23 protein-coding genes are annotated in these 22,026 nt (G+C 51.5%); 2 read left to right on the plus strand and 21 right to left on the minus strand.

The features are described 5' to 3' along the window. Nucleotides 1-56: 56 nt before the first annotated feature. Entirely contained in the window at nucleotides 57-1,085 is a 1,029-nt protein-coding gene (locus AAGR08_RS06770) for an NAD(P)-dependent alcohol dehydrogenase (protein WP_014229973.1), read from the minus strand. A 102-nt stretch (nucleotides 1,086-1,187) separates the two neighbouring features. Between AAGR08_RS06770 and AAGR08_RS06775 the strand changes: the two genes are divergently transcribed. Together AAGR08_RS06775 and AAGR08_RS06780 are read left to right on the plus strand one after the other, a co-directional pair. Next, nucleotides 1,188-2,111 carry a LysR family transcriptional regulator gene (locus AAGR08_RS06775; RefSeq protein ID WP_014229972.1) on the plus strand — a complete coding sequence of 308 codons (924 nt, stop codon included), beginning with the start codon at nucleotides 1,188-1,190 and terminating at the stop codon, nucleotides 2,109-2,111. Between the two features lie 367 nt (nucleotides 2,112-2,478). Further along, entirely contained in the window at nucleotides 2,479-3,426 is a 948-nt protein-coding gene (locus AAGR08_RS06780; RefSeq protein WP_345829214.1) for a zincin-like metallopeptidase domain-containing protein, read from the plus strand. A 193-nt stretch (nucleotides 3,427-3,619) separates the two neighbouring features. On the opposite strand, the gene mobC is transcribed toward AAGR08_RS06780, so the two are convergent. The 20 genes from mobC to AAGR08_RS06880 form a co-directional block, all read right to left on the minus strand. Then, the gene (mobC, locus tag AAGR08_RS06785; protein WP_345829215.1) at nucleotides 3,620-4,366 is read right to left on the minus strand and encodes a MobC family replication-relaxation protein; all 747 of its coding nucleotides are present in this window, start codon (nucleotides 4,364-4,366) and stop codon (nucleotides 3,620-3,622) included. Nucleotides 4,367-4,375: 9 nt separating this feature from the next. After that, nucleotides 4,376-6,235: a type IV secretion system DNA-binding domain-containing protein gene (locus AAGR08_RS06790; protein WP_345829216.1), complete on the minus strand. Its 1,860-nt coding sequence runs from the start codon at nucleotides 6,233-6,235 to the stop codon at nucleotides 4,376-4,378. Nucleotides 6,236-6,934: 699 nt separating this feature from the next. Beyond that, nucleotides 6,935-7,237, minus strand: coding sequence for a TrbM/KikA/MpfK family conjugal transfer protein (locus AAGR08_RS06795; protein ID WP_345829217.1), 303 nt, complete (start codon nucleotides 7,235-7,237; stop codon nucleotides 6,935-6,937). A 60-nt stretch (nucleotides 7,238-7,297) separates the two neighbouring features. After that, entirely contained in the window at nucleotides 7,298-8,317 is a 1,020-nt protein-coding gene (gene virB11, locus AAGR08_RS06800) for a P-type DNA transfer ATPase VirB11 (protein WP_345829218.1), read from the minus strand. After that, entirely contained in the window at nucleotides 8,307-9,626 is a 1,320-nt protein-coding gene (gene virB10, locus AAGR08_RS06805; RefSeq protein WP_345829219.1) for a VirB10/TraB/TrbI family type IV secretion system protein, read from the minus strand. The genes virB11 and virB10 overlap by 11 nt, the downstream gene beginning before the upstream one ends. Next, entirely contained in the window at nucleotides 9,623-10,513 is an 891-nt protein-coding gene (gene virB9, locus AAGR08_RS06810) for a P-type conjugative transfer protein VirB9 (RefSeq protein WP_345829220.1), read from the minus strand. The genes virB10 and virB9 overlap by 4 nt, the downstream gene beginning before the upstream one ends. Then, nucleotides 10,510-11,193 (minus strand): type IV secretion system protein, encoded by a 684-nt coding sequence (locus AAGR08_RS06815; protein WP_345829221.1) that lies wholly within the window; start codon nucleotides 11,191-11,193, stop codon nucleotides 10,510-10,512. Before AAGR08_RS06815 ends, virB9 begins: the two co-directional genes overlap by 4 nt. Before the next feature lie 222 nt (nucleotides 11,194-11,415). Next, nucleotides 11,416-12,447: a type IV secretion system protein gene (locus tag AAGR08_RS06820; protein WP_345829222.1), complete on the minus strand. Its 1,032-nt coding sequence runs from the start codon at nucleotides 12,445-12,447 to the stop codon at nucleotides 11,416-11,418. Nucleotides 12,448-12,518: 71 nt separating this feature from the next. Beyond that, on the minus strand, nucleotides 12,519-12,794 hold the full coding sequence (locus AAGR08_RS06825) for an EexN family lipoprotein (RefSeq protein ID WP_345829223.1): 276 nt from the start codon (nucleotides 12,792-12,794) through the stop codon (nucleotides 12,519-12,521). A gap of 11 nt (nucleotides 12,795-12,805) precedes the next feature. After that, nucleotides 12,806-13,534: a type IV secretion system protein gene (locus tag AAGR08_RS06830; protein WP_345829868.1), complete on the minus strand. Its 729-nt coding sequence runs from the start codon at nucleotides 13,532-13,534 to the stop codon at nucleotides 12,806-12,808. Between the two features lie 22 nt (nucleotides 13,535-13,556). Continuing rightward, nucleotides 13,557-16,304: a VirB3 family type IV secretion system protein gene (locus tag AAGR08_RS06835; protein WP_345829224.1), complete on the minus strand. Its 2,748-nt coding sequence runs from the start codon at nucleotides 16,302-16,304 to the stop codon at nucleotides 13,557-13,559. 11 nt (nucleotides 16,305-16,315) lie between these two features. Beyond that, the gene (locus tag AAGR08_RS06840) at nucleotides 16,316-16,594 is read right to left on the minus strand and encodes a TrbC/VirB2 family protein (protein WP_345829225.1); all 279 of its coding nucleotides are present in this window, start codon (nucleotides 16,592-16,594) and stop codon (nucleotides 16,316-16,318) included. Beyond that, nucleotides 16,591-17,235 carry a lytic transglycosylase domain-containing protein gene (locus tag AAGR08_RS06845; protein WP_345829226.1) on the minus strand — a complete coding sequence of 215 codons (645 nt, stop codon included), beginning with the start codon at nucleotides 17,233-17,235 and terminating at the stop codon, nucleotides 16,591-16,593. Before AAGR08_RS06845 ends, AAGR08_RS06840 begins: the two co-directional genes overlap by 4 nt. 72 nt (nucleotides 17,236-17,307) lie before the next feature. Next, nucleotides 17,308-17,529 (minus strand): hypothetical protein, encoded by a 222-nt coding sequence (locus AAGR08_RS06850; RefSeq protein WP_345829227.1) that lies wholly within the window; start codon nucleotides 17,527-17,529, stop codon nucleotides 17,308-17,310. Nucleotides 17,530-17,922: 393 nt separating this feature from the next. Further along, complete coding sequence (locus tag AAGR08_RS06855; RefSeq protein ID WP_345829228.1) at nucleotides 17,923-18,132, minus strand: TraR/DksA family transcriptional regulator; 210 nt, start codon at nucleotides 18,130-18,132, stop codon at nucleotides 17,923-17,925. Then, a complete protein-coding gene (locus AAGR08_RS06860; RefSeq protein WP_345829229.1) occupies nucleotides 18,116-18,709 on the minus strand; it encodes a DUF2857 domain-containing protein in 594 nt (197 codons plus the stop codon). The genes AAGR08_RS06855 and AAGR08_RS06860 overlap by 17 nt, the downstream gene beginning before the upstream one ends. Before the next feature lie 25 nt (nucleotides 18,710-18,734). After that, on the minus strand, nucleotides 18,735-18,920 hold the full coding sequence (locus AAGR08_RS06865) for an AlpA family transcriptional regulator (RefSeq protein ID WP_095101072.1): 186 nt from the start codon (nucleotides 18,918-18,920) through the stop codon (nucleotides 18,735-18,737). Between the two features lie 144 nt (nucleotides 18,921-19,064). After that, nucleotides 19,065-19,991, minus strand: a complete 927-nt coding sequence (locus tag AAGR08_RS06870) for a hypothetical protein (protein WP_345829231.1) — start codon at nucleotides 19,989-19,991, stop codon at nucleotides 19,065-19,067. Between the two features lie 221 nt (nucleotides 19,992-20,212). Further along, complete coding sequence (gene ompL / locus AAGR08_RS06875) at nucleotides 20,213-20,896, minus strand: porin OmpL (RefSeq protein WP_345829869.1); 684 nt, start codon at nucleotides 20,894-20,896, stop codon at nucleotides 20,213-20,215. A 239-nt stretch (nucleotides 20,897-21,135) separates the two neighbouring features. Beyond that, nucleotides 21,136-22,017 (minus strand): sulfite exporter TauE/SafE family protein, encoded by an 882-nt coding sequence (locus AAGR08_RS06880; protein ID WP_345829232.1) that lies wholly within the window; start codon nucleotides 22,015-22,017, stop codon nucleotides 21,136-21,138. Nucleotides 22,018-22,026: the final 9 nt, after the last annotated feature.

Below are 22,026 nucleotides of genomic sequence, written 5' to 3' on the forward strand. Positions count from 1 at the left end.
ATGTCCCCCTGCATGCCATACGTGATAGTAGACTTTTTCTGTTTACGCCCCAAATGCTAACCGATTCGGATGACGATTTTCCCGAATGGTCCTTCTTCCAGATGTGTGAAGGCTGCCTGCGCGTCAGCGAAATTGTATATTTTATCAATCACGGGTTTAATCTGATGGCGGTCAACAGTCTGACATAAATCTTCAAGAGCCCGACGGTGGCCCACGGTAATCCCCTGAATAACTGCTCTTTTAAGCATCAGGGGGAAGGCAGGAAGAATCATCTCATTGCCTTTAAGGAAACCAATCTGAGCAATCCTGCCTCCCGGCGCAAGGGCATCCGCAGACTGGCGCAAATTATCCCCGCCGATAAGCTCCAGAATATGGTCAAATCCACATCCCCCGGTTAGTTCAGCAACCCGCAATGACCATTCCGGTGTCAGACTGGTGTTGATTAAACCTGATGCCCCAAGCGCCTTTGCACGCTGTAGCTTTTCTTCACTCCGGGAGAGAACGGTCACTTCCGCGCCCAGAGCCCGCGCCAGCTGGAGCCCTGCCAGTGCCACACCGCCGGTTCCCTGGACCAGCACCCGCTGCCCCTTTCTGAGATTTCCTGTTTCCACCAGCGCGAACCAGGCTGTCAGGGCCGCAACCGGCAGAGTGGAAACCTCCTCGTCACTCAGCGAGTCAGGAGAGGCGACAGCCACATCTTCGTGGAGTATGACATATTCAGCCAGCATTCCGGGCAGCGGACCGCCCAGTGAGCGGCCATGATGGACCATATCTTCCGGCGCATCGCCATCCAGCCACTGCGTCCAGAAATTTCCAGTGACCCGGTTTCCTGTAGTGAAACGGGACACACCCGGCCCCGTTGCGACAATAACACCCGCCATATCCGAAACGGGCGTGAAAGGCATTTCCGGGAGGTCAGGCAGCAGTTTCCCCTCCAGCACCAGTTTATCTCTGTAGTTAAGGGAGACCGCAGAGACTTTAACCAGCAACTCGTTATGTCCTGGTTCCGGCAAAGGTACTTCTGCCAGGTGGAGGTTTTCAGTGCCGAAAGACGACAACTGCCAGCGTTTCATCATTTGAGCCATAGTGATTTCTCCTGTAAGTCGGAAAAATCATCTTATTGACAACAATACGGCGTGTATCGCGATATAAAGGAAATACATTTCCTCCCTGATGGAGACAATTGAATGGCATTTATCCTGCATTCTCAGTTACTCAGCATGGCCGCTTTTGTGCATACCGTGGAGACAGGCAGCTTTACAGCCGCCGCCGTCCGGATGGGCGTATCAAAATCGGCTACCGGCAAACATGTCGCCCGCCTTGAACAACGGCTCGGTGTTAAACTGCTGAACCGTACCACCCGAAGCATCAACCTGACCGAAGAGGGAGAACTGTATTACCGGAGCTGCCTCAACGTTTTGGATGAGCTTGATGAAGCAGAATCTCTTCTGGCGTCCCGCAAAAAGGTGGTTTCAGGTACGCTGCGCATCAGCCTCCCCGTATCATATGGCAGGATTTGCGTCATGCCTGTCCTTGCAACGCTGTGTACTGAGTATCCGGAGCTCAGACTGGATATCACTTTCACCGATCGCCGGGTAGATCTTATCGAGGAAAATATCGATCTTGCTGTACGGCTCGGTGATACAGGAAACTCTGCCAGTCTTTCCGGGCGAAAAATCGCCACTCAGCGTTCTGTCATTTGCGCTTCTCCTGCATACATTAGTCGTCACGGCCTGCCTGGCAGCGCAGAAGAACTGCTTTTACATGCCTGCCTGGGCTTTTCCAGGGATGGCAGAGTATTACCCTGGAAAGTGCTGGATGAAAATGGCCGTCTAACCCTGATTGAACCCACTATTCGCCACATTGTCAGCCACGGTGAAGCACTGCGGGATGCGGCTGTCAGTGGTATGGGGATTGCCTTCCTGTCAACATGGCTGGCCGGAGACGAAATCGCTAAAGGGCAACTGAGGATTATACCTGTTACGACCCCCGAGTATGATGCCCCGGTTACGGCGCTGTGGCCTGTTTCAAGAAATCTCTCACCCCGGATCCGGGCGGTGGTGGACAGACTGTACGCTGCGTTCAATGAGGAGACTGCCCGGACCCGGTAGTGATGAATGCCGGAACGAGACAATTTAAGAACAAACCGCCCCCGGTTAGCAGGATCGTCTCGCCCGGCAGAAAAGCATGCTAACACCTACATGAAGTTCCTGTCAGTGCCGGTCTCAGACTCAACACCACCAATCTACTTTTCACCACTGCGGAGTAAGGGGCGCTAGGCCCGGCTATGCAGGGGCAGTTTTTTCTCCTGTGCGCTTTTCGTTCCTCTATCGGCTTCCGGTTAATCGTTTCCCAACACAACCCGTCCCGCAAGGATAAATGGCACGCATGCTGCGTCCTTGCGTGCCGGAACGATGTCGGGAAAGCGAACCGTCAGGCGATACGAAGACGAAAATCACACACTGACGGAGAAAAACCATGACGATATCCCTGCATACCACCCGGACAAGCGCCCCTAACACCGCAGCGGCGACCAGCGTATCCCCGCTGGAGCAGTCAGGCTCCTCAAAAACGAAATTTTCTAAAACCAGAACCGACATTTATCAGACCGTTACTGAGAACATCATTGTAGCACTTGAAGCCGGTGTAAAACCGTGGTCCTGTCCGTGGAAGCGAGTATCCGGCATGTCTGGAATGCCATCTAATTACGCCACTGGCACGGCTTACAGCGGCATTAATATTATGCTGTTGTGGTGCAGCGCATCAAAACAGGGTTTTAGCGATTCACGCTGGATGACTTACAAACAGGCACAGGCTGCAAGTGGGCAGGTTCGCAAGGGGGAACATGGCACTACAGCCATTTTCTATACGACCCTCGAAAAGGAAAACGATGCCGGAGACGTTGAACATATCCCGATGCTGAAAACCTTTACCGTGTTTAACGTTCAGCAAATCGACGGTTTGCCTCTGACAACTGAAACGGTCAGCCCGGAAGCAACCTTTGACCCGTTACCGCAGGCTGAAAATCTGTTCAGGAAGAGCGGCGCAAACATCATCGAGAAAGGAAAAAATGCTTTTTTCCGACCCTCAACTGATGAAGTCTGGCTACCGGAGCGCTATCTGTTTTCAGATGCAGCTAATTTCTACGCTACCGGCCTGCATGAGCTGGTTCACTGGGGTGGTGGCAAAAAACGCCTGAACCGTGAAATGAAAGGGAAGTTTGGCAGTGCAGATTATGCAGAGGAAGAACTGGTGGCGGAGCTGGGAAGTGCTTTTCTGATGGCGGACCTGGGGATTGATGGAGAGGTACAGCATGAAAGCTATATTGCTTCCTGGCTGAAAGCGCTGAAAAACGACAAGCGTTATATTTTCAAAGCGGCCAGCGCCGCCTCTAAAGCACATCGTTACCTGATGGATAAACTCTGAGACCGGAATGAGACAACCGCAAGGGAATGCGGTTACATGGTTTTTAACCGGCAACGCTGCAAGGCGCAAACTGAGGCGGAACGCAGCACAGCGAGTACCGAACAGTCTGCGCCTCGCAGTGGAATAAAAAAATTCCGGCCTGGCGATATCGCCGCCAGGCCGGTGAGGCCATCACGATGGCCTGAGTAAAAGCTTACGTATAGCTGCCTAATGACAGGTGTTTCAGTTCATCAAAGGTATAAATGCGAAACACCCGACGGTGGCGTTCTTCCAGCGGGACGTGCTGATGGTTGATGATGACATGCCTGATGCTGTCAAACAGCAGTTCAAGCGCACGCTTCTTCTGCGGATCGGGCACAACATAAAAAACGTAAATCCACTGCTTGCGGGTACGTGCCAGCAGGTGACTTGCCATGATCGACTGATAACGGGCTCGGGTTTTCAGGCGGCGCTCGGTTTCAATGGCAATAACGTTACCGTCAGGCAGGGTCAGTAACCCGTCCGGGCGATGTTTCACCTGATACTGGCTGATAAAAGTGGTCCGGTCGCAGTTAATCCATCCCGAAGCACCTTTTTTCTCCAGAATAAGCCTGGCGGCCTGATTATCAAGATGGTGCTCCAGCGTCCAGCCGGTGATTTTTGATGGTTCAAACCGCGCAGGAAAGATTTTATCATTCGGGGTTAATACCACCGCCAGCCCGTCGCTGGTGATCCCCCATAATGAAATCCTGATTGTCCGTGATTCAATCATATGCTTCTGGATTAACCCCATTCGCTCCGTTTTTGCCAGCAGCGAATAAAGCGACTTATGATCCCGGAAACCAAATAACTGCATCAGCGTTTTAAAATCACTGTAGGTTTCTTCTTTCAGGAAGTTCAGCAGTTGTTTTATTTTTTCGTTGTTACGCGTCTGGCGCTCGTGAAAGGACGAAATCAGCATAACCGCTCCTTAAAAATCCAGCGGGGACAGGTGTTCTTCATCATCAGGTTTCGGTTTTACCGGTTTTACTTCGCTTTCGTCGAAGAAAAGAGCCGGGTGCGTTGTCATCACATCCGGCATGGCTGGTTTATCATCCTCGCCAAAATCCAGCATTATCTTCACCGTGGCTGCCGCTGCGGCAATATCAGGGGAAACCGAAAAGATTTTTAGCTGACGCTTTCTGACCTTTATCGGTGAAATCAGTGAGGCAGAAGGTAGCGTTTTTGTCGTAAAGATAAAGCCGACAAAATCGGGCAGGTTCAGGATCATATTGCTGTCAATAAAGAAACGTTCGGCCTGGCGGATTGTGCGCTCACTGTCGATGGTTTCCGTCAGCATATTATCCGTCTTAGCCTTGCGGAGTTCGTCATCCACCAGAATAGTGCCTGACATTCTCGCCACCCATTCCGCCGTATCAGGGTCCATAACCCGGTAAACCAGTTTGAATTTGGCATTTTCAACGACCGCACCGACAACGGCGTCACCTTTCAAATCTGCCGGGCAGTCTTTTAAATCGGCGATGGACTGGTGGTCCATAATAATGTGTACGCCTTTATCCCGCGCCGCACCTAAACCTTCCAGCGCTGGCCTGGATAAATGGTATTTCAGCTCGGAAAGATAAACAGCAATAGGGCGGGGGACGTCCGTTACTCGATCGCGCTTTTCTGCTAACTGGTAAAGGCGAACCAACAGCATGCGCTGGGCGGTAATAATTTTGCTGTTTCGCATGGAGCCAATAACATAACAGCAGCCGCCTTCATCAAATATGTGCTTGAGCGAAAAGCCTTCCGGTGAATTAATGGCATTTAATAATGCCAGCTCTTCAATCTTACCGAAAAACGCTTTGATTTTTTCGGCAATGCTCTGAACGTAGTCACCGTTATAAACATCACGGAGAGTTGCCGATGGGTTATCACTGACAAATTGCGCGGCCATACGTGCGGCTTTTCGGTCATCAATGCGATAAAAATCCGATTCCTGTCCTTTTTCCGCCAGGCTGAAACCTGCAACAAACAATTCTTCCAGTTCATCGGGCGTGATATCTTCAATCAGGTTTAACTGGTATTGCTGTTTTCGCAGGTCAATTAAGGCAAAAGGCTTGCCTGCATCCCTACAGGCTTTGCGGTAAAGATGCGGTGCCCATTCATCATCCTTGGGGTCCATAACAAACACACCTTCACCGGCCAGAATGCTTTGATAAAGCAATATCCCGGCGGCCACCCCTTTACCGGCTCCGGTGGTACCGATAATATCTGCGTGCTGTTTCTGCCAGTCTTTTAACGGGAGATACATTGGTTCGTTCTCCCTGTCCATGCCAGTAAAAATGCCTTTCTTCAGGTCAATATAATCCAGTGGATCATAATGCAGTGTTTCCGGCAGCAGGGACTTTACAGTACGGACATCGGTGCGCAATTCCCGTTCAAGGGTGCTCTTTTTAACAAGGTGTTTCTTTATTCTGTCCAGTTCCGGCGTGAATATTCGGCGAAGCACAATATGAAGAATAACCCCGATTACAGTAAAAGCAATCCGTACTGACCAGGCCAGTACCGTATTATCACTGGAGAGTCTGATTTTATAAAGCCACTGAAAGGAGCCGATAACGACCGGAGCCATTGTGCCAGATATAAAACACAACAGGGAAAAAGCGATAATCAGCTTTTTCCAGAACGGAGCTTTCTGCCGTTCATCGGTTTTCATCGACGCAAAAAACGGCATCGTGAGCCCCGCTAATAACGCCAGTATCAGTTGTTGCTGTTGCATAAAAGCGAGCAGCGCCAGCATCCCGTTCACTATCGGCGACAGTGAAGCGGCCAGCTTATTTAAAATCATCGTGCCTCCTTCGTCAGCTATTCGCCCCATGACATCGCCCCATCAATCCGCCCCACGGTGTCGGGCGAAAAGACGGGGCGAACGTCAGGGACGAAGAAGATGGCCGCGTTGCGGCCATGTGCAGAGAAGCATGCTTCCCTGCACGAAACGGCGCGCGCCGGTACATGCGGGCTGGACGCCCTTATTGCCTGTCGCATGGGGGTAATGTTGTGGCTGGACGCCGCGCCAAAACCCCCAGGGTCAACAGCGGCACACCGTCGCCCGCTACGCGCGACCAACCCCTTTAAGACGGTCGCTTTCGCCTTTTTCTTCCCTTAGCTCGTTCCTCGCAGCGGGAATAAAAGGGAAGCTGACCTTTAAAGGGGTTGGTCGCGCCACGCTACCGGCTTTGGGCCGGAGACTTAGCCGCGACGGTGTGCGGGGCTTCGCCCCCCGGGTAAACCGCTGTCGTGGGCGACAGCTTTTCGCTCGCCGGGGCGGCGAAATTTATCCGGCTCCCCCCGGCCTGCAAAATCCGCGTGGGCGCGGCTGTTTGCAGGTGAGGCGCGGTGCCTGAATTATTTTCGCTCCTTAACCCGCGAAAATATTTCTGTCCGCTGCCTCATTTTTACGGCCCCTGTTTCTTCGCTCCTTAATCCGCGAAAAACAGAAGCCGTAAAAACCTGAAAAACGTCATGTTCTGTGCCCGTCTCGCCAGTATTAACCACGAACGCGGCCATATTTACTGATGATCTTACCGATAGCCGCAGGGTCTGCCGAATCACATTCACTTAAAAATGATTGTCTGGCATCGGCCGTATGGTCAGGAAGATAACCGTGCTTATTCTTTTTCACGATATTAAAGAATGCCCGTTCAGCGGAATGACATTCATTGCCGCCGCCATTCCCGGTTATTTTACCGTACATACATAACACCACTTCGCAAGCGTCAGCAGCGATTGCTGATGTTGAATATGATGCTATAACGCCGAGAAATAATACGGACAGTATGACTTTCTTCATTTCAGTCACCATTATGATTAATGAAAGGTTACGTATCCTGGGTAATGTTGTTTGCCAGAGTTATTGTCTGAATGTCTCTTTCATACTATTTAAATGAACTGGCTTAAAGTAAATATCACACATCCGGCGCACATCGCCGTGTATATCAATACTGATGATGACATCAATACTTTTAAGTACCTTGCGTAACAGTACATCAAAAGGAATGTTCCGGCAGTCCGGGTTTTCATAGCAGCGGTCAATGATCCCTTCAATGCATTCTTCCGGGTTGCCCGCATGCAGGGAGGTGATTAATCCCTCATGCCCGGAACCAATAATTTTCAGCGCGTCCCACGCTTCCCTCCCGCGAATTTCTGCCAGTAAAATCCGGTCAGGGTTCATACGATAATTAGCACGGATCAGCCTGCCGGGCGTGACAATGGCGTTATCCCCGGCATCCGCCGGGTAAAAAAGATGCACATAATTGGCATGGTGATAAAAGCGGATTTCGGGATTATCCTCAATCGTTACCAGCCGGAGATGCAGCGGAATATAATGCAGCAGCGTTTTCATATAGGTGGTTTTGCCGGAGCCGGTTTCACCCACAATAAAAATCGTTTTGCCGTATTCCACCGCCTTTTCCATAAAGCGGGGAATATCCCCGCTGTGATATAACCGGACCAGTGCATTATCCTGGCTTTCCGTTTTCTCCTGACCAGCCACACGCTGATAAAATCCCGTATCAATCCATGACTGATGTGTTTTTTGCCCGAATGACGGTTTGCGCAGGGTAATAGATACGGTATTTCGCTCACAGGCCGGGGGAATAATCGCCTGAATACGCTCGCCGGATTCGAGCGTGGCCGACAGTATCGGTGACGTATCGTCAATATTAGCGTCCTGCCAGGAAGCCAGTGCTCTGGCAAAGGCATGACACTGACGCAGCGTGACCGGGGATTCACGCTGCTGCCATGCCCCCTTTATTTTGGTGTGCAGTTCCCCCGGTCGGTTAATCGCGATTTCGGTCAGCCCTTCGACTGGCAGATAATCACCGAACAGCTGATTTTTCATAAAATCCAGTGACAGGTTTTCAGCGCTCATACCATTTCTTTTTCAGCCGTAGTTGATAAACAGAGGAAAAATCAATATCCGTGCCGGTCATGATGCCGATCACGTCTCCCTGGTTCAGGTACATCGTGGGCGGGATACTGATGCTGTTTTCCAGCGTCGTTTTCGCCATTTCCGCCGTGGCGGCGCGGGTGTTTTCGGTGTAGTCGGTATTGCGGTCTTTACCTGGCGCGGCATCTGATGCCGCTGCCGCCACGTCCTGCACGGTACTCAGCATCAGGGCGTTGCCGAAACGCTCCCAGAAATGGCTGTCGATCCAGCCTGCGATCCCCGCCTCACCGAGCGGGCCGGTGGCCTGCGTATCGGTGAGCGGGATTTGCAGGCTGCCGGGCTCCGGCGTGCGCAATTCCGTCCACAGCACAAACATCCGGCTGCGCCCGTGTTGCAGTGCGCCGGTGCGGTAGACGCCACGGGCGACCGTTCCTGCCGGGATCAGCTTCACATGGTTACTGGCGCTCCAGACATTCTCACCGATCAGGCAGGAGATATGACCGCCAACATCGGATACGAAGCGCCGCATCATCGAACACGGAATATAGCGGTCCACCGGGATATAGAGATCGGGATCAAGGCCCAGCCGTCTGACACCGGTGACGCGGGCAACGCCCGGATTGTCGTTGTTATTGCTGCCTGCCGGTGCTGTCGTATCCGGGCAGCGCAGGCGTCCATCTTCGCCACTGACCAGTACCGACTGACAGGATGTATACGCCGTGGAGGCTGACGGTCTGCCTGACGTTTCCGTGTTGCTGCGCACTCCGCTTCGGGACGTGCGTGTATTGTCGCCTGAGCCTGTACTGCCGCTGTTCAGCCCGTTTGCCAGTGCTGCCGCCTTGTTCAGGGCGGGCGGCCCTGGCGGCAGAGCTGGAGTGGCAGGGGCCCTCTGACTGGCAGGGCCCGTGCTTTCCTGCCTCCCTGGCCCGAACTGGCCAAACGGATTACTGTCCATGCCCAGATTTTTACGCTCCTGCTGCACCGCCCCGGAGGAGGGCGGCGGCGCGGTGTCAGATCCTTTCTCATCACCCCTTTTCAGGGCGCTGAGAAGACGATCGCCACCGGATGCCAGCGCGATGACCAGGACCAGACTCAGCAGGCTGACGATCAGCGTGCGGCGACCGGAAGCTTTACGGAAACGGGTCACTTCCGGCTGACCAGGCGATGTTTTCTGCTCCGGCTCCTGATATGCCATTGCCGCGCGGGCGCGGGCGCGGGCGCGTTCGCGGGCTTCTGCTTCCCGTTCTGCGGTGGTTTTTTCCGGTTCGTCCGGGAAAGATTTGTCGGTCATTTGGCCTCCAGCGTAACGGACGGCGAAACGGTGTCACTGCTGGTCAGCGGGATACGCCCGAATCCGTCGTTTTCGATCCCCACCACCGAGGTGCCGTAACGCAGAACCAGCTGCGGCGATGCCGGAACCACCATCACGGTGTAGTTGCCCCGTTTAACCGTTCCGGGCGTGACCGCCTGCTCCTGGCCGTTAACCACCCGGAAAACGGAAGGCAGGGTTTTCGTGGGGGAAAAACCGATATACGCGAAACGACCGTCATCCCAGGTAAAGTCCGGGGCGATGGCGGCGGAACCGGCGGCCACCCGTTTTGTATAGCGCCAGTTGCGCGGTGTGGTGGTCTGCCCGAATGCCGCTGCTATCCGCTGCCGGTCCAGTGCTTCCTGCTGATGTTGCTGACGGGTGGCGCTGGCGGCGGCAGACTTTTTCCGCAGTTCGTCGGGATAGCGGTAGCGGATAACAAAGGACTGGGCGGGCGAGTCTTTATCCAGCACGTTCAGCTCCAGGCTGTAATCGCGCTTTGATGTCACCACGAACAGATTGGTTTTCCAGTCTTTTGCCATCGGCAGAAACACCTGGCTGACGTTGTTGCCGCTGGCATCCGTGACCGGCTGGGTAATCGGGTTCGGGCTGACGCCCACCCGGTTATCGCTTTTCGTCACGGTCCAGCCTCTGGGAAAACCTGCCTGCGCATCGATAACGGTTTCATCATCGTCAAACACCAGCATGGTGACGTAGCCAGGACGGGTACTGACGACCGTGGCGTTCTGGCTGTTGTATGTGACGTTCTGCATCCGGCTGTCATACGCGCTGCCGCGCGGTGTCGCTGCGCTCCATGCCACGCATGACACCATTAAGCCAGAGAGGAGCAGGGTATGTTTCAGCATCATTCCCCCCTCAGCTCTTTATCGCGCTGGTAGCTGGTGACGATAAAGCCCAGCGGGTTCACTTCGCGCTGGCTGTCGGTCAGTTGCCGGTGTGGGACGTAGCGGTAAGTGAGACGGATATTCCACACATCCGTTTTCACGGAATTATCAGCAACACGACGAATTGTGCGCTTGATACGCAGGGTTGCCAGATTATCCGGCCCGGTGGCAGGCGCATGCACATTGGAAATAATGTCGATATAAACGACATATTCCGCCTTGTTAAAAATCATGTCCGGGGCCTGGTCGCCGTTAAACCCGTCCAGATAGTCCCGGTTTACGCTGTCGCTGTTAAATAACTGTACGTCGTCATAATCACGCTGGAGGGAGAAATAATTATATCCCTCGCGGAGTCTGACATAGTGTGCAGCCAGTGAATGCGCCAGTGCCTTTTCAGACGAAATATCCCGTTCCTTCACGCGGGTCATATATTCATAGCGCCCGGTCTGTTTATCCACTGACCATAATTCAGTGTCGGTGGTTTTCAGCGGCAGCAGAATAATAATGGCCGTAATCGCCATTGCGGCCAGAATCAGTCCGGCAGCGGCCACCCGCCAGGCGGTTCTTCGGGAACGCTCTTCTTTTTCCAGCAGGATGGATTCAAAAGAGCGGGAAAAATTAACAATGTTCTGAATATCAGACATGGTGAGTCAGCTCCTGAATGATGGCGGGGGAATTCACCGGCTCGGGTTCGCCGGATATAGGCGGAAGGTCGCCCTGATGCCGTGCGCAGCCCGTGAGCGCGCACAGTATCAGAAGGAAGATGCTGAATTTCATGGAAGCCCCTTATCGTATGGATGCGGGAATGCCGCACCGGTGGCGCAGGCCACGGCGTGACGGGGAAAGGAAATTAAGGGTCGGGAGGATTAACGGTGACGCTGCCGGTTCAGACGTTTCATGCTTTCGATGGCGGCGGCGCGTTTTTGCCAGGCGCTCACGGTTTTACCCGCGCCTGCGCTGGTGAGCCTGCCGGTCGACGCGGCGACGGCCATGCCGCCTTTCGCAGCCAGGCGGGCACCACCCTTTACACCCGGACCGGTGAGGTCGGCGGATTTATTCGCCAGTCCGCTCAGACCACTCATGGCTGCCCCCTGCAGCACCGCCTGTACGGCGGCCCCGCTGAGTGCGCTGGCGAGCTTCGCGGAGAACCAGACCACCACACCCGCCGCCACCCCGGCCAGCAGGCATTGCGCCGCCAGCGTGACCATATTGGTTTCAGCGGATGTTTTTGTTGCAGCATCCAGTATTTTATTCAGGTAATTAATGGCGATACGGATGGATAAGGCAGAAAACATGATCGTTAATATTGCCGCGAAAATCGTTTTCAGCCAGTTATCAAACATCGGTTTAAGAAAACCGTACAACAGGCAGAAAATAAAGAGCGGCGCGGTGGTCGTCATTAACAGGATGGTGATTTCGGCGAGCAGGTTCACAAAGGTGGCTGCCATCAGCAGGACAATAGAGCCGCCCCATACCAGGACTTCGGCAAGGCCGCCATTTAGTTTGACGTAAGTTGAGGTGTCCATATTAAATAACTTTTGCCCCAGCGCCTGTGCCTTTTCCCAGACAGTATCGAGCAGCGCCCAGACGTTATCATCACCGCTGATACCGTCTTTAAGTCCCTGGATAGCCGCTACTGCCATATCCAGCCAGCCATCCCGGTTTAACACAAAGGTGATGATAAGCAGCATTCGCCCCACATCCCAGACGACATCTTCAACCGGGGTCCGGAGTTTGCCAGCCAGCGTCTGATAACCGCGGAACAGTATAAATAAGGTAAAAGAGCTGACAATGATGACGCTGATCATCGTGCCGTAAGTGGAAGACTGGCCTTCCAGTACGGCATTCAGTCCATCCATGATGTTTTTGTCCATACCAACAAAAATACCACCGGACATGGTGTCTCACCTGATATATAAAGAAAGGAATTAAAAAACAGGGAGAATTCCCTGTTTTGCTGGAGGAAAAATTACTGCGTCACAGCATTTCGTTTTTCAGCTTCCTGCTGAAATATCGCCTCAAATTTCTCCTTAACCCCGGGCTGGCCTTCCTGTGCAAACATAAGTGCTGCCCGGTGGGCAAATTCGCAGTTATCGCTTGCCTCGCCATCCTTCAGGCATTGCGTATAAACCGCATAAGTTTCGTCAGGATGCTGCTTATACCAGGTTTCGGATTTGGTTTCCTTGCAGCCGGACAGTAATATCACGCCTGAGAGTGTGCATAAGGTGAAAAAGGATCTGAGCACAGATAACCTCCTTATAAATTATTAAAGTCACCAACAGGTGCCGTTAGCTGCTGCTGTTCAAAGGCTGTCTGTCTTTGCTGCTCCAGCAATGTCGTTCGCTGTTCAGCCTGTCTGACAGACATCTCCCACTGATTCGTCAGCGCATTTAACTGTACGCTTTTCGCCGCGATGGCGTTAGCCAGATCCTGAGACTCTTTCGAGTCCTGCGCATTCGATATACGGTCAGATAAGTCTGATATATCGCTGAGTGTGCTGTTGATCCTGTTTTCAACCTTAGTGGTATTCTCAATCGCCATTGCCTGGTTGAGGATTATCTGTTTACAACTGTCGGCTAGGGCCTGAGAATTTATTCCTTCCTGTTCCGGGCTGCATACGCTGAACGATTTGTATTTACTGTAAAGGTTTTGCAGTTCAGAAGAATATGAACTGTTCTGCGTGGTCAGCAGAACATCCAGTGAAATACCGTTCTTACGAAGATTATCAATGTCGGTTTTCAGGTTTCGGGCATCGCTGAGAAAACCCTGAATATCCCGCACGCCGGTTGCGGTAGCCAGTTGCTTCTTATATGCATCAAGTTCACTTTTATAATGGGTAACCGTATCCTCCCATTGCTGTAATTTCCGCATCCACTGGTTAATGGATTCGGTATTCTGCACGGCGTCGAAAACCGGTATTCCGGCGCTGAACGCCTGCGTCGAGAAAAATAACGATAATGCCAGAAAGGTATATCTGGTACGCATATCAATGACCTCCGTATGAATATTAGATTGCTCGCTCAAGGAAGGTTTCTTTCCATTGATCAGGTCGCATGCCGTACTGATAAATGGCATCGAATATTTTCAGGTTGTCCTCACTGCCGCTGAGAAGCCGGGTGAGTTTACCCAGTCCGGACAGATCCATTTTCGCCATTGCCACAAACGGGCGGGTTTCTCCGGCCTGCAACGGTGTTTTCAGGATGACCATATAATGCTCGCCCGGATCCAGGTTCCTGACCGTCTCATAAACGCTGTCCGGCACTTTCATTTTCTCCACGTAATCCGCATAGCTGGCTTTCGGATTGGCGAGGAAAATCTGGGTACCGCACTGCTCAATAATCGCCGGGGCGATGGGATGTCTGACGATTTCATCCGGTGACTGTGTTGCCGGAACGAAGATACCGTTCAGCTTTCGGATGACTTTCAGCATATTGAGGGAGAAGCGGGAAAATTCGACATCGGCCAGCCAGCGCCAGAACTCATCCATAAACATCACCAGGCGGCGACCGTCCAGAAGACTGGTCACACGGTACAGCAGGTAAAAGGTGATGGGGCCGCGAATATCGTCATCATCAAGAAATTCGGTGCCGTCGATACCAAAGTTATCGACATCGCTGATGGTGAAAGTATCAGCCTCGTTATCAAACACCCAGCCGAACTCGCCCCCCTGCGCCCACTGTTTCAGGCGAATACGCAGCCCGTTGGTGCGGGCGTCTGTGGTCGGCGGCTCCGGCAGCACTTCCAGCAGCCGGGTGATCCCGAACCGGCGGTACTCCGGTGGATAGTCCAGCATGATGGTGTCTACGGCGGCACTGATCCGTTCCTCATCGCGTGGATCGAGCGGCTTACCGTTACGGCGGAACAGCATGCGCACCAGCCGTTTGATGAAACTGATGTTCCGGCGGGTTGGCTCCAGCGCAAACGGGTTGAATCCGGTGGGCTCGCCGGTACGGATGCGGAAATAACGCCCGCCCGCCTGGCGGATCGCCATCTCCGCCGCCCGGTCCTTATCGAAATACACCGTGGTCAGCCGTTTGAGGGTGGCAGAAGGCGCAAATGTCGCCGGGTTACGGTACTTCTGCATCAGTTGTTGCATGACCGTCATCAGCAGGGTTTTGCCGGAGCCGGTTTTCCCGATAATCGCCGTATTCCCTGGCGTTTTCTCACCGGTGTCATCCCGCCCGGCCTGGCTGTCGTGAAGGTTCAGGTAATACCCGCCACCGCCGGGCGATGTGAGGATGGCGATGGCTTCCCCCCACGGATTGCCGCTGCGTTTGTGGGGATGGAAGTTATGCAGGCAGGCCATATCGGCAAAATTCTGGCTGCTGACGGCTACCAGTCGGGGACGCAGCGTATAGACGCCCGGCAGTTGCGCCAGATATGCGGCGGGCAGTGACAGGGTGGAGAGCGTCGTCATAATACCCAGATCGGCGAAGGGCTGGGCCAGAACGTTAGTGTCCTTCACCACCTGTCCGGCACTGTCTGAGGAGATCAGCAGGGAAAAGTGGAATTTACCGCACGACACATGCCCGGACTGGAGCAGGTCGCGCAGGACAATCAGCTCTTCGCGCTGGGAAGTCGCGTCGTCGTCCGTGGAGTTAAGTCGTTTTTCCGCCAGACGGATATGATCCTGCGCCTCATCCCGTGCCATACAGGTAAAGGACTGCGTCAGAACATACTCGCTTTCGGCGTACAACAGTGCGTCCAGCATACCGGTATGGGTTTCGGGGGAATAATCCTTAATCTCCAGGCTGCGGAAGAAGCGGGAACCGCTGACCGTCTGGCATTCACCGGTGTCGGTGGTTAAAAACACGTCCGGCGTGCTTAACGTTTCATAAAACGGCGAGCGCGTTACGGCCACTTTCTGCCACTGGCCGGTGATCAGGCGGTGGAAGAACGCCAGTTGCGAGGAATATACCCGCCCGTTTTCTTCATATATCCCCAGCGGCATTGCCATATAGCGGGATAATGAAGATTCCAGTGCTTCGCGGTATTCCAGCATGATTTTGAGCGCGTCATCCAGTGCTGCCTGGCGTTTACCGTGCGGTTGCGCTTTCATGGTTTTCTTCTCAATCTGAGAGAACGGTGCGTAGCAGACGGTGAAAAACAGCCGGTGCCGCCAGAACGGTTTTTCTTTTACCGGCTGGTAATACCGACGTGTTACCTCATCGGAAAAGGGAATACCCGAACAGGCTTCAAAAGCATCATGGTATTTTTCACGGAGCCGGTGAATATAGAATGTTAACGGCAGACCCTCATACGAACGAATAACGTTATTCAGGTGCGTAGCCATCAGGGTCAGGTGATGTTCGTCTTCACATTCAAAGACTGTGCCGCCCAGCTCCCAGGTGGCAACAAAATCACGGTGACGGTTTCTGATGACGTAAGGGTGAATATGGGAGGAGTACGGAATATATTTATCCAGCGTAATACGCTCGTTTAATTTCATTTTCTGATAAAACTCCGAGACATCAACGTTATCGTACTGGTTAGCCAGAAGGGCATTCGCGCCAAAATGGGTATTGGTGAAAAGTCGTCCACGGGTTTTAAACGCCAGCCAGAGCAGACTGAAATAATGCATGTCCTTTCGGGTTTTATTTTTCATTTCCGCCCAGGCAGGAATGAGCAGAACCGCCAGGTAATAGCTGACATAGACCGCCAGCAGGACGATGGCCCCGCTGACGAGAACGAACGGCACCAGAGGAATCCCCATAATGGCGGCAGGCCGCGTCAGTGCTTTATTCAGCGTAGCCATCGTTACCTCTCTTATGATGCCCAGTAGGCACCGAAGCCGGATGCGCCGACAATCAGGATCGCGCCGATGATTACGTTACGCATGTCGTGCAGGCTCTTGCCGTCGAACAGCACCTTGTAGCCCACCCACATGGTCGCCAGTGTGATGGTGACGGCGGCCAGTCCCAGCAGGCCAGTCGAAGTATTGCTCAGTGTCTCACTGGCCTTGTTAAATCCGCTGTCTGCCGCCAGCGCCGGGGCAGACAGCAGCACGGAACCAACAGCAGAGTAACGGCGTTTACGCATGATCATTTCTCCTCATCAGGGGTAACAGGGATAGCGTCGCGAATGACGGAACCGGGATAATGCAGGGAAGTCAGGATCGGCGCAGTGGCACCGGCAGGCTCGCCGCGCAGCACAACGGCGGGATAACGGATTGACGGTTGTGTGCTCGGGTCAGGGACACGCTGCCGGTCTTCCCGGGTGGACGGGACGACATAGCCAATGCGCTGTACGTAGCTGGTCTGGTTAAAGGCGGATTCCGGTCGCTGGCCGGTTTCAAAGTTGCCGGAGTAGTAACAACTGAGTGCTCTTTTCAGGGTGCCGCCGCGCCGGTAACAGTCGGCGAGAATGCGCTCAAATACCGACAGATTGATGCAAGGGTTAAGCATGTCGCTGGCCGTGACGCCGTAATGGCGGAAATTGGTGCTGGTGATTTGCATCAGGCCGACCGAATAGCGTCGCTCCTGTGTCGCCAGCTGTCTGGTGAGGCGGATCGCCTCCGGCAGACTTGTGGGGAAATGTGAAATCACGCCCCGGCTGTCTGGCAGAATTTCAGCAATGGCGTAAGGGTGGAAGCCGGATTCGACCCGTGCGACATCAAGTGACGTGGACGGGTGAATACTGGCGGCGCACTGCACCGCCAGTGCCAGAAAGGCAGAGGTGGAAATCATGCTGGCCTCGTAACAAAGAGACCGGCGGCTTATAGAAAAGTACGCCGCCGGGGGAGAAGAAGAGAAAATGGATTAAGCGGCAGCGGAATCCTGTGAAATGTCGCTTTCTTCTCTCGGTTCGAGCAGCACCACCCTGCCGGAAACCGCGATACCGGGAATCAGCACAATATTCAGGCCGGACTTGCCGTTATGCGCGAAGGCCACGCCAACTTTTGTCCAGTACGTGTTTGTTTCGCCCTGAGCATCGGGCTGACTTTCCTGGGTAACAAAGACGTGATAAGCCGGTTTTCTCATGTAATTTCCTTTAATCAAAAACAGTAAATAAAATAAATGAATCACATCCCGGTTCTGCATTCCGGTTTTAACGGGTCAGCGAGAACATTCAGCGGCACCCTGAATTGTAGTTATGTGACAGCCCGATCCATTTTGTTAAAGAGCAATGCCCGGCCCGGACGAATTAATGTCCATCGGGGCAACTATGCTGTAACGTCGTTTTCAGAATCGAATATCTGGCTCGGGATATAAATGAGAAACTCAAAACAAAAAGAAGAGAGAAAGATAGTGGAGTATTTAAGATGGAGTGAGGATAATGAGGATGTAAAAAACACGACAGAGTGGTATTCACATTCACCGTGAATAATAAAGACGTGCTGAGATATAACATCTCTACACGTCCTTTTTATCCTGTCAGCGGCTACTACGTTCAAGTTTTTCCTGACATTCCGTACAGGTGGTTACACCCCGCAGTGCTTGTCGTCTCTTTTCTGGAATGGGTTTACCACATAAACGACAGTGGAATAATGATGGCGCTGGCCCTGGTTTAAATCGATTCTGCTCAATCATCTCATCCAGTCGCTGTTCATTAAATTCCTGATCGCGGTCAATCACATCCGGCATGTGGCGTCCTCCTGTTGGCGATGATGTCCTGTTCGCACAGCACGATACGCTTCCAGACCGTGGTGAGTGATAGTCCTTCGGGCTTTGGCATCAGGGATTCCGTCACCTGCATCATGGCGATCAGTGCGGCGGGCGATTCAAGGTTTTCCACCCGGCGCTGTTGCCATTGCAGCCAGATAGCAGCATCCGTCTTTTCATCCGGTTCAGGTGTCCGGCCATACGGCACGCTGACACCCAGCAACCTACGGCGAAGGCAGACTTCATTTGATGTCAGGCCAAAATAGTGTTTGAGCAACGCTATAGAGCCACCCAGGTGGATAGCCCGGTTAATCACCTGTTGATGCCGGTATTCCTGGCGGGCCTGCGCCAGTAAATGATGCAGCACATCATGGCGGACAGTGATCGAAACAAAGGGTGCCGTCGCCCGGCTGACAATAAACAGTTCATCAAGGGATAACTGATCGAGAGCATTTATTTCGTCGAAAGTGAATCCGAGGGACTCGCAGTAACGAATATTGCCTTCTTTCAAAGCATGAAGGACGTCGGTTAATACGTCATAATTTAATGATGGGACCATAACTCTTTATCTCCATTAAAAATTTTCAGCGGTTGGTTAATTTAATGGTAATCCAGTCATCAATTTCAGACTCCAGCCACGCTACACTGGCAGGGCCAATTTTAATGGAGCGAGGAAAATCGCCATTTTTCATATACAGGTAAATTTGAGAACGTTTCAGGCCGGTTTTTTCTTCGACCTTTTTCAGACGTAATAACTGATGAGATGTCATCATTTTCTCCTGTGGTGAAATAACCCGGTATACCCATAGATGACAAAAAAGCACAGCGACAAACACAAGGAAAGCTGATAAGCCCGTATTAAGGGTGGGTAGACTCTTAATACGGGTTATTTATTGAGATGAATAAGGATGTTATTAATCGTGTAAGGATGTTGAGGAAGGAGAACCCCGCTTCAGTGCATTTTTCAGCGTGTCACCACTCAAATGGTCAGTAATGCCGTCATCAGACGCCCACTGCTCAAAAATAGACAGGAGTTTATAGGGTTGTCGGATTAAAGGACTGATGGTTTCATTATGCTTGCAAGCCAGCCATAACATGCGTGATAAAGGCGTGGAGATACGTGTTGAGGGGGATGTTATCGCCATATTTTTTGTATATGAATTGATAAGTCTTTCGAGTTCAGAATGTCGGATAACGAAGCAGGCATCTGCTGGTAATTCATGAAGAGGGAAGTAATCGTTCCGGCACAACGGATGTATTTTACTGGTTGATAATTCTGAAGCAACGTCCAGAACACGACTTTCCGGAAGTTTCGCCATCTGTTTTTTCATCCTGTCCTGCCATGTGGTTTTCTCAAATAACTGAAACACCCCTTCTGATATAGTGACTGTAAGTCCATAATTAATGGTTTCTGTGTCCGCAACCGGTAATGGGAGATTCAACGTGTTAGCAAGTAAGCGCTGAATCAGCACGTATTCATAACCAAGTAGTGTTGTGTCTATAATCCTTTGTCTCGGGTTAAAATATTTCCCCTCTGTACTTATAATTAGATTTCGATTTTTTAAAAAGCAGTTTTTTTCTAGCAGGCAGAATCGTCGAAATGGTGTGTCGGAAACTAGGTGTAGTTTAGGTTTATATCCAGAGACTCTTACTTTACCTAACAAAACTGAAGACTGAAAATAGATGGATAGGTTAATTTTGCCACAGAGTGCATTGCGATAAATGTCACTTTTGGTTATCTTTATACCTTCCGTTTTGTTTACTATTCTGACGGCTTCTTTTATAGTGAGCCAGTCAGGCATGTTATTTTTATTATTCAGGAGGAGAATGTTGGCTGTCATAGTTGGCCTCTTTTTTGTTACGAAATTCCCTGTGTCTCTCATCCCCCCAAGATTGTTTGTTTAACTGAATTGCTGTAAATTAATTTTATGTATGGTGTTGAGAATCGATATGTCATGATTTTTGATAAGAGATAGCATTAAAAACTTTGTTAATGCTGCTAGACAATTTTTGTTAGTTGAAAGTCGCTTAAATTCAGCGACTTTCTTTATATTATTTATCGCTAAAAGAAATATTTTACCCCTATACGAATCTGATTTTGTTCCCGATGGTAGGGTTCGACATTGCGATCTAACCAACGTAACTCAAAGTAGGGTAGCCAGTTTTGATTAACCCGATATTTAAAGGTATTGGTGATTTCCCAGTGATAGTCTTTGCCATTATTACTGTGAAAGTCATTTATCCGCATAAAGTAATGAGGTTCGAAGGTATAAGAAAATTTATCTGTAATAATGAAATTCCAGTAGTTGCCGATTTCATAAGTGTCATTATTATCCTGTTCACCATTCAAATCGGTTGAGCTGTAGTTATTATGGTTATATCGGTTACGTACGGTAAGATTAAACCAGGGCGTAAACTTATAATTGATGTCGAGATAAACGGCACCACTGGAACCCACGCTTTTATCGGTAATTAACCCTCCAGGTTGAATCGTTAATTTATCCGTCGGCTTGAATAACGGATACCAGCCTTCGATTTCGTTATAGCCATGCTTTAACTCGTCCTTACGTTGTAGAGTATAGGTATTGGTGAGCATAAGACCCGCACCCATATCAAAGTTATAGCCAACGCGCAGCATGATTTCTTGTTGATCGGATGCCAGATTATATGCCTCGCGGTTTTCCACATAAGCACCGGCAAAAACAGAGGTAGAGATACCAGAAGATAACAGAAGTATCGCGTTTATTTTTTTTCATGATAAATCCATTTTTTAACGTAGGGGAGCCCCTATCCATCAAAATGGATAGGGCGGTAATAATAAAAAAGAGGTCTTTTAGTTATTCACAATGCCGGGTTGTGTTGTTTTTTTCGTTGGCCAATTTCCTCGATAATAAAAGTGAAGCGGGTTTCATTGAGTTTATAAAAGATGCAGATAGATGGAGGTAGTACGTAAAACTACCTCCAGGGGAGATTAGCTAATATTTACTATGTTTTATTCGCCTCGTCCGCTGCACGGATAGCGGCGACCTTTTTACCGAACGCTAGGTGCAGAATCACCAGCAGGCCGAACACCGGGAGTAATGCACTTAGTGCTGAAATTCCGGTCGCGCCTTTAATCAGCATCGCCCCTGACGCTATCAGCAGTAAAAACACCATGATACGGAACGTTTTCACTGAGATGCGTTTATGCACGAACTGGCCGACGATAGAACCTAAGATCATGGTCGGGATGCAGAAAATGACCAGCTTAAAGGTCGATATCGTCAGAATACCGCTGGTGGCCAAGCCGCCAACAATCGCAATGTTGTTCGCGGTAAAAAACGCGTTCAACGTACCGCGGAATGCTGCCGGTCCTAGGTTACGCAGCATGCCGTACATCACGACCGGCGGACCATTGGTAGAGAAAGCTGCACCGAGTGCCCCTGCTATCGCTCCCATCGGCGCGGCAATCCAGCATTTGTCATATACCGGCAGACGCGGGATAAACAGGCTGTAGAACGAGTAGATAATGATAAAACCGCCAAGTCCTATCTTCATTATGTGGTCAGGAAGATAGGACAGTGCATACAGTCCAACCGGAATCCCGGCAAACGAGAACAGAATCAGCACCATTGCCGATTTCCAGTCTGTCTCTTTACGCGACAGCCAGGTGGCATATAGCGCGGTCGCCGTTCCGACCATTACCGACATTGGTGCTGCCATTTTTAACGGCAATACCATTGTGATAAGGGGCATGGAGGTCAGACCGCCACCAAACCCGGCACAGATTCCCACGAAGGTATACAGAAACATCACGGCGATAACGATAAGCATTGCGCTGGTATCCAGCGTTGCGCCGTCCGGAGTAAACAGGGTAAAGAAGTCCATAGCCGCACC

This window comes from Pantoea sp. BRR-3P (assembly GCF_039621635.1).
Classification (GTDB): Bacteria; Pseudomonadota; Gammaproteobacteria; order Enterobacterales; family Enterobacteriaceae; genus Pantoea; species Pantoea floridensis.

Bases quoted from the DNA above. Each gene is read 5' to 3' on its own strand.
- AAGR08_RS06770 (WP_014229973.1), bottom strand. From the start codon at position 1,085: ATGGCTCAAATGATGAAACGCTGGCAGTTGTCGTCTTTCGGCACTGAA.
- AAGR08_RS06775 (WP_014229972.1), top strand. From the start codon at position 1,188: ATGGCATTTATCCTGCATTCTCAGTTACTCAGCATGGCCGCTTTTGTG.
- AAGR08_RS06780 (WP_345829214.1), top strand. From the start codon at position 2,479: ATGACGATATCCCTGCATACCACCCGGACAAGCGCCCCTAACACCGCA.
- mobC (WP_345829215.1), bottom strand. From the start codon at position 4,366: ATGCTGATTTCGTCCTTTCACGAGCGCCAGACGCGTAACAACGAAAAA.
- AAGR08_RS06790 (WP_345829216.1), bottom strand. From the start codon at position 6,235: ATGATTTTAAATAAGCTGGCCGCTTCACTGTCGCCGATAGTGAACGGG.
- AAGR08_RS06795 (WP_345829217.1), bottom strand. From the start codon at position 7,237: ATGAAGAAAGTCATACTGTCCGTATTATTTCTCGGCGTTATAGCATCA.
- virB11 (WP_345829218.1), bottom strand. From the start codon at position 8,317: ATGAGCGCTGAAAACCTGTCACTGGATTTTATGAAAAATCAGCTGTTC.
- virB10 (WP_345829219.1), bottom strand. From the start codon at position 9,626: ATGACCGACAAATCTTTCCCGGACGAACCGGAAAAAACCACCGCAGAA.
- virB9 (WP_345829220.1), bottom strand. From the start codon at position 10,513: ATGATGCTGAAACATACCCTGCTCCTCTCTGGCTTAATGGTGTCATGC.
- AAGR08_RS06815 (WP_345829221.1), bottom strand. From the start codon at position 11,193: ATGTCTGATATTCAGAACATTGTTAATTTTTCCCGCTCTTTTGAATCC.
- AAGR08_RS06820 (WP_345829222.1), bottom strand. From the start codon at position 12,447: ATGTCCGGTGGTATTTTTGTTGGTATGGACAAAAACATCATGGATGGA.
- AAGR08_RS06830 (WP_345829868.1), bottom strand. From the start codon at position 13,534: ATGCGTACCAGATATACCTTTCTGGCATTATCGTTATTTTTCTCGACG.
- AAGR08_RS06835 (WP_345829224.1), bottom strand. From the start codon at position 16,304: ATGGCTACGCTGAATAAAGCACTGACGCGGCCTGCCGCCATTATGGGG.
- AAGR08_RS06840 (WP_345829225.1), bottom strand. From the start codon at position 16,594: ATGATCATGCGTAAACGCCGTTACTCTGCTGTTGGTTCCGTGCTGCTG.
- AAGR08_RS06845 (WP_345829226.1), bottom strand. From the start codon at position 17,235: ATGATTTCCACCTCTGCCTTTCTGGCACTGGCGGTGCAGTGCGCCGCC.
- AAGR08_RS06850 (WP_345829227.1), bottom strand. From the start codon at position 17,529: ATGAGAAAACCGGCTTATCACGTCTTTGTTACCCAGGAAAGTCAGCCC.
- AAGR08_RS06855 (WP_345829228.1), bottom strand. From the start codon at position 18,132: ATGCCGGATGTGATTGACCGCGATCAGGAATTTAATGAACAGCGACTG.
- AAGR08_RS06860 (WP_345829229.1), bottom strand. From the start codon at position 18,709: ATGGTCCCATCATTAAATTATGACGTATTAACCGACGTCCTTCATGCT.
- AAGR08_RS06865 (WP_095101072.1), bottom strand. From the start codon at position 18,920: ATGACATCTCATCAGTTATTACGTCTGAAAAAGGTCGAAGAAAAAACC.
- AAGR08_RS06870 (WP_345829231.1), bottom strand. From the start codon at position 19,991: ATGACAGCCAACATTCTCCTCCTGAATAATAAAAATAACATGCCTGAC.
- AAGR08_RS06880 (WP_345829232.1), bottom strand. From the start codon at position 22,017: ATGGACTTCTTTACCCTGTTTACTCCGGACGGCGCAACGCTGGATACC.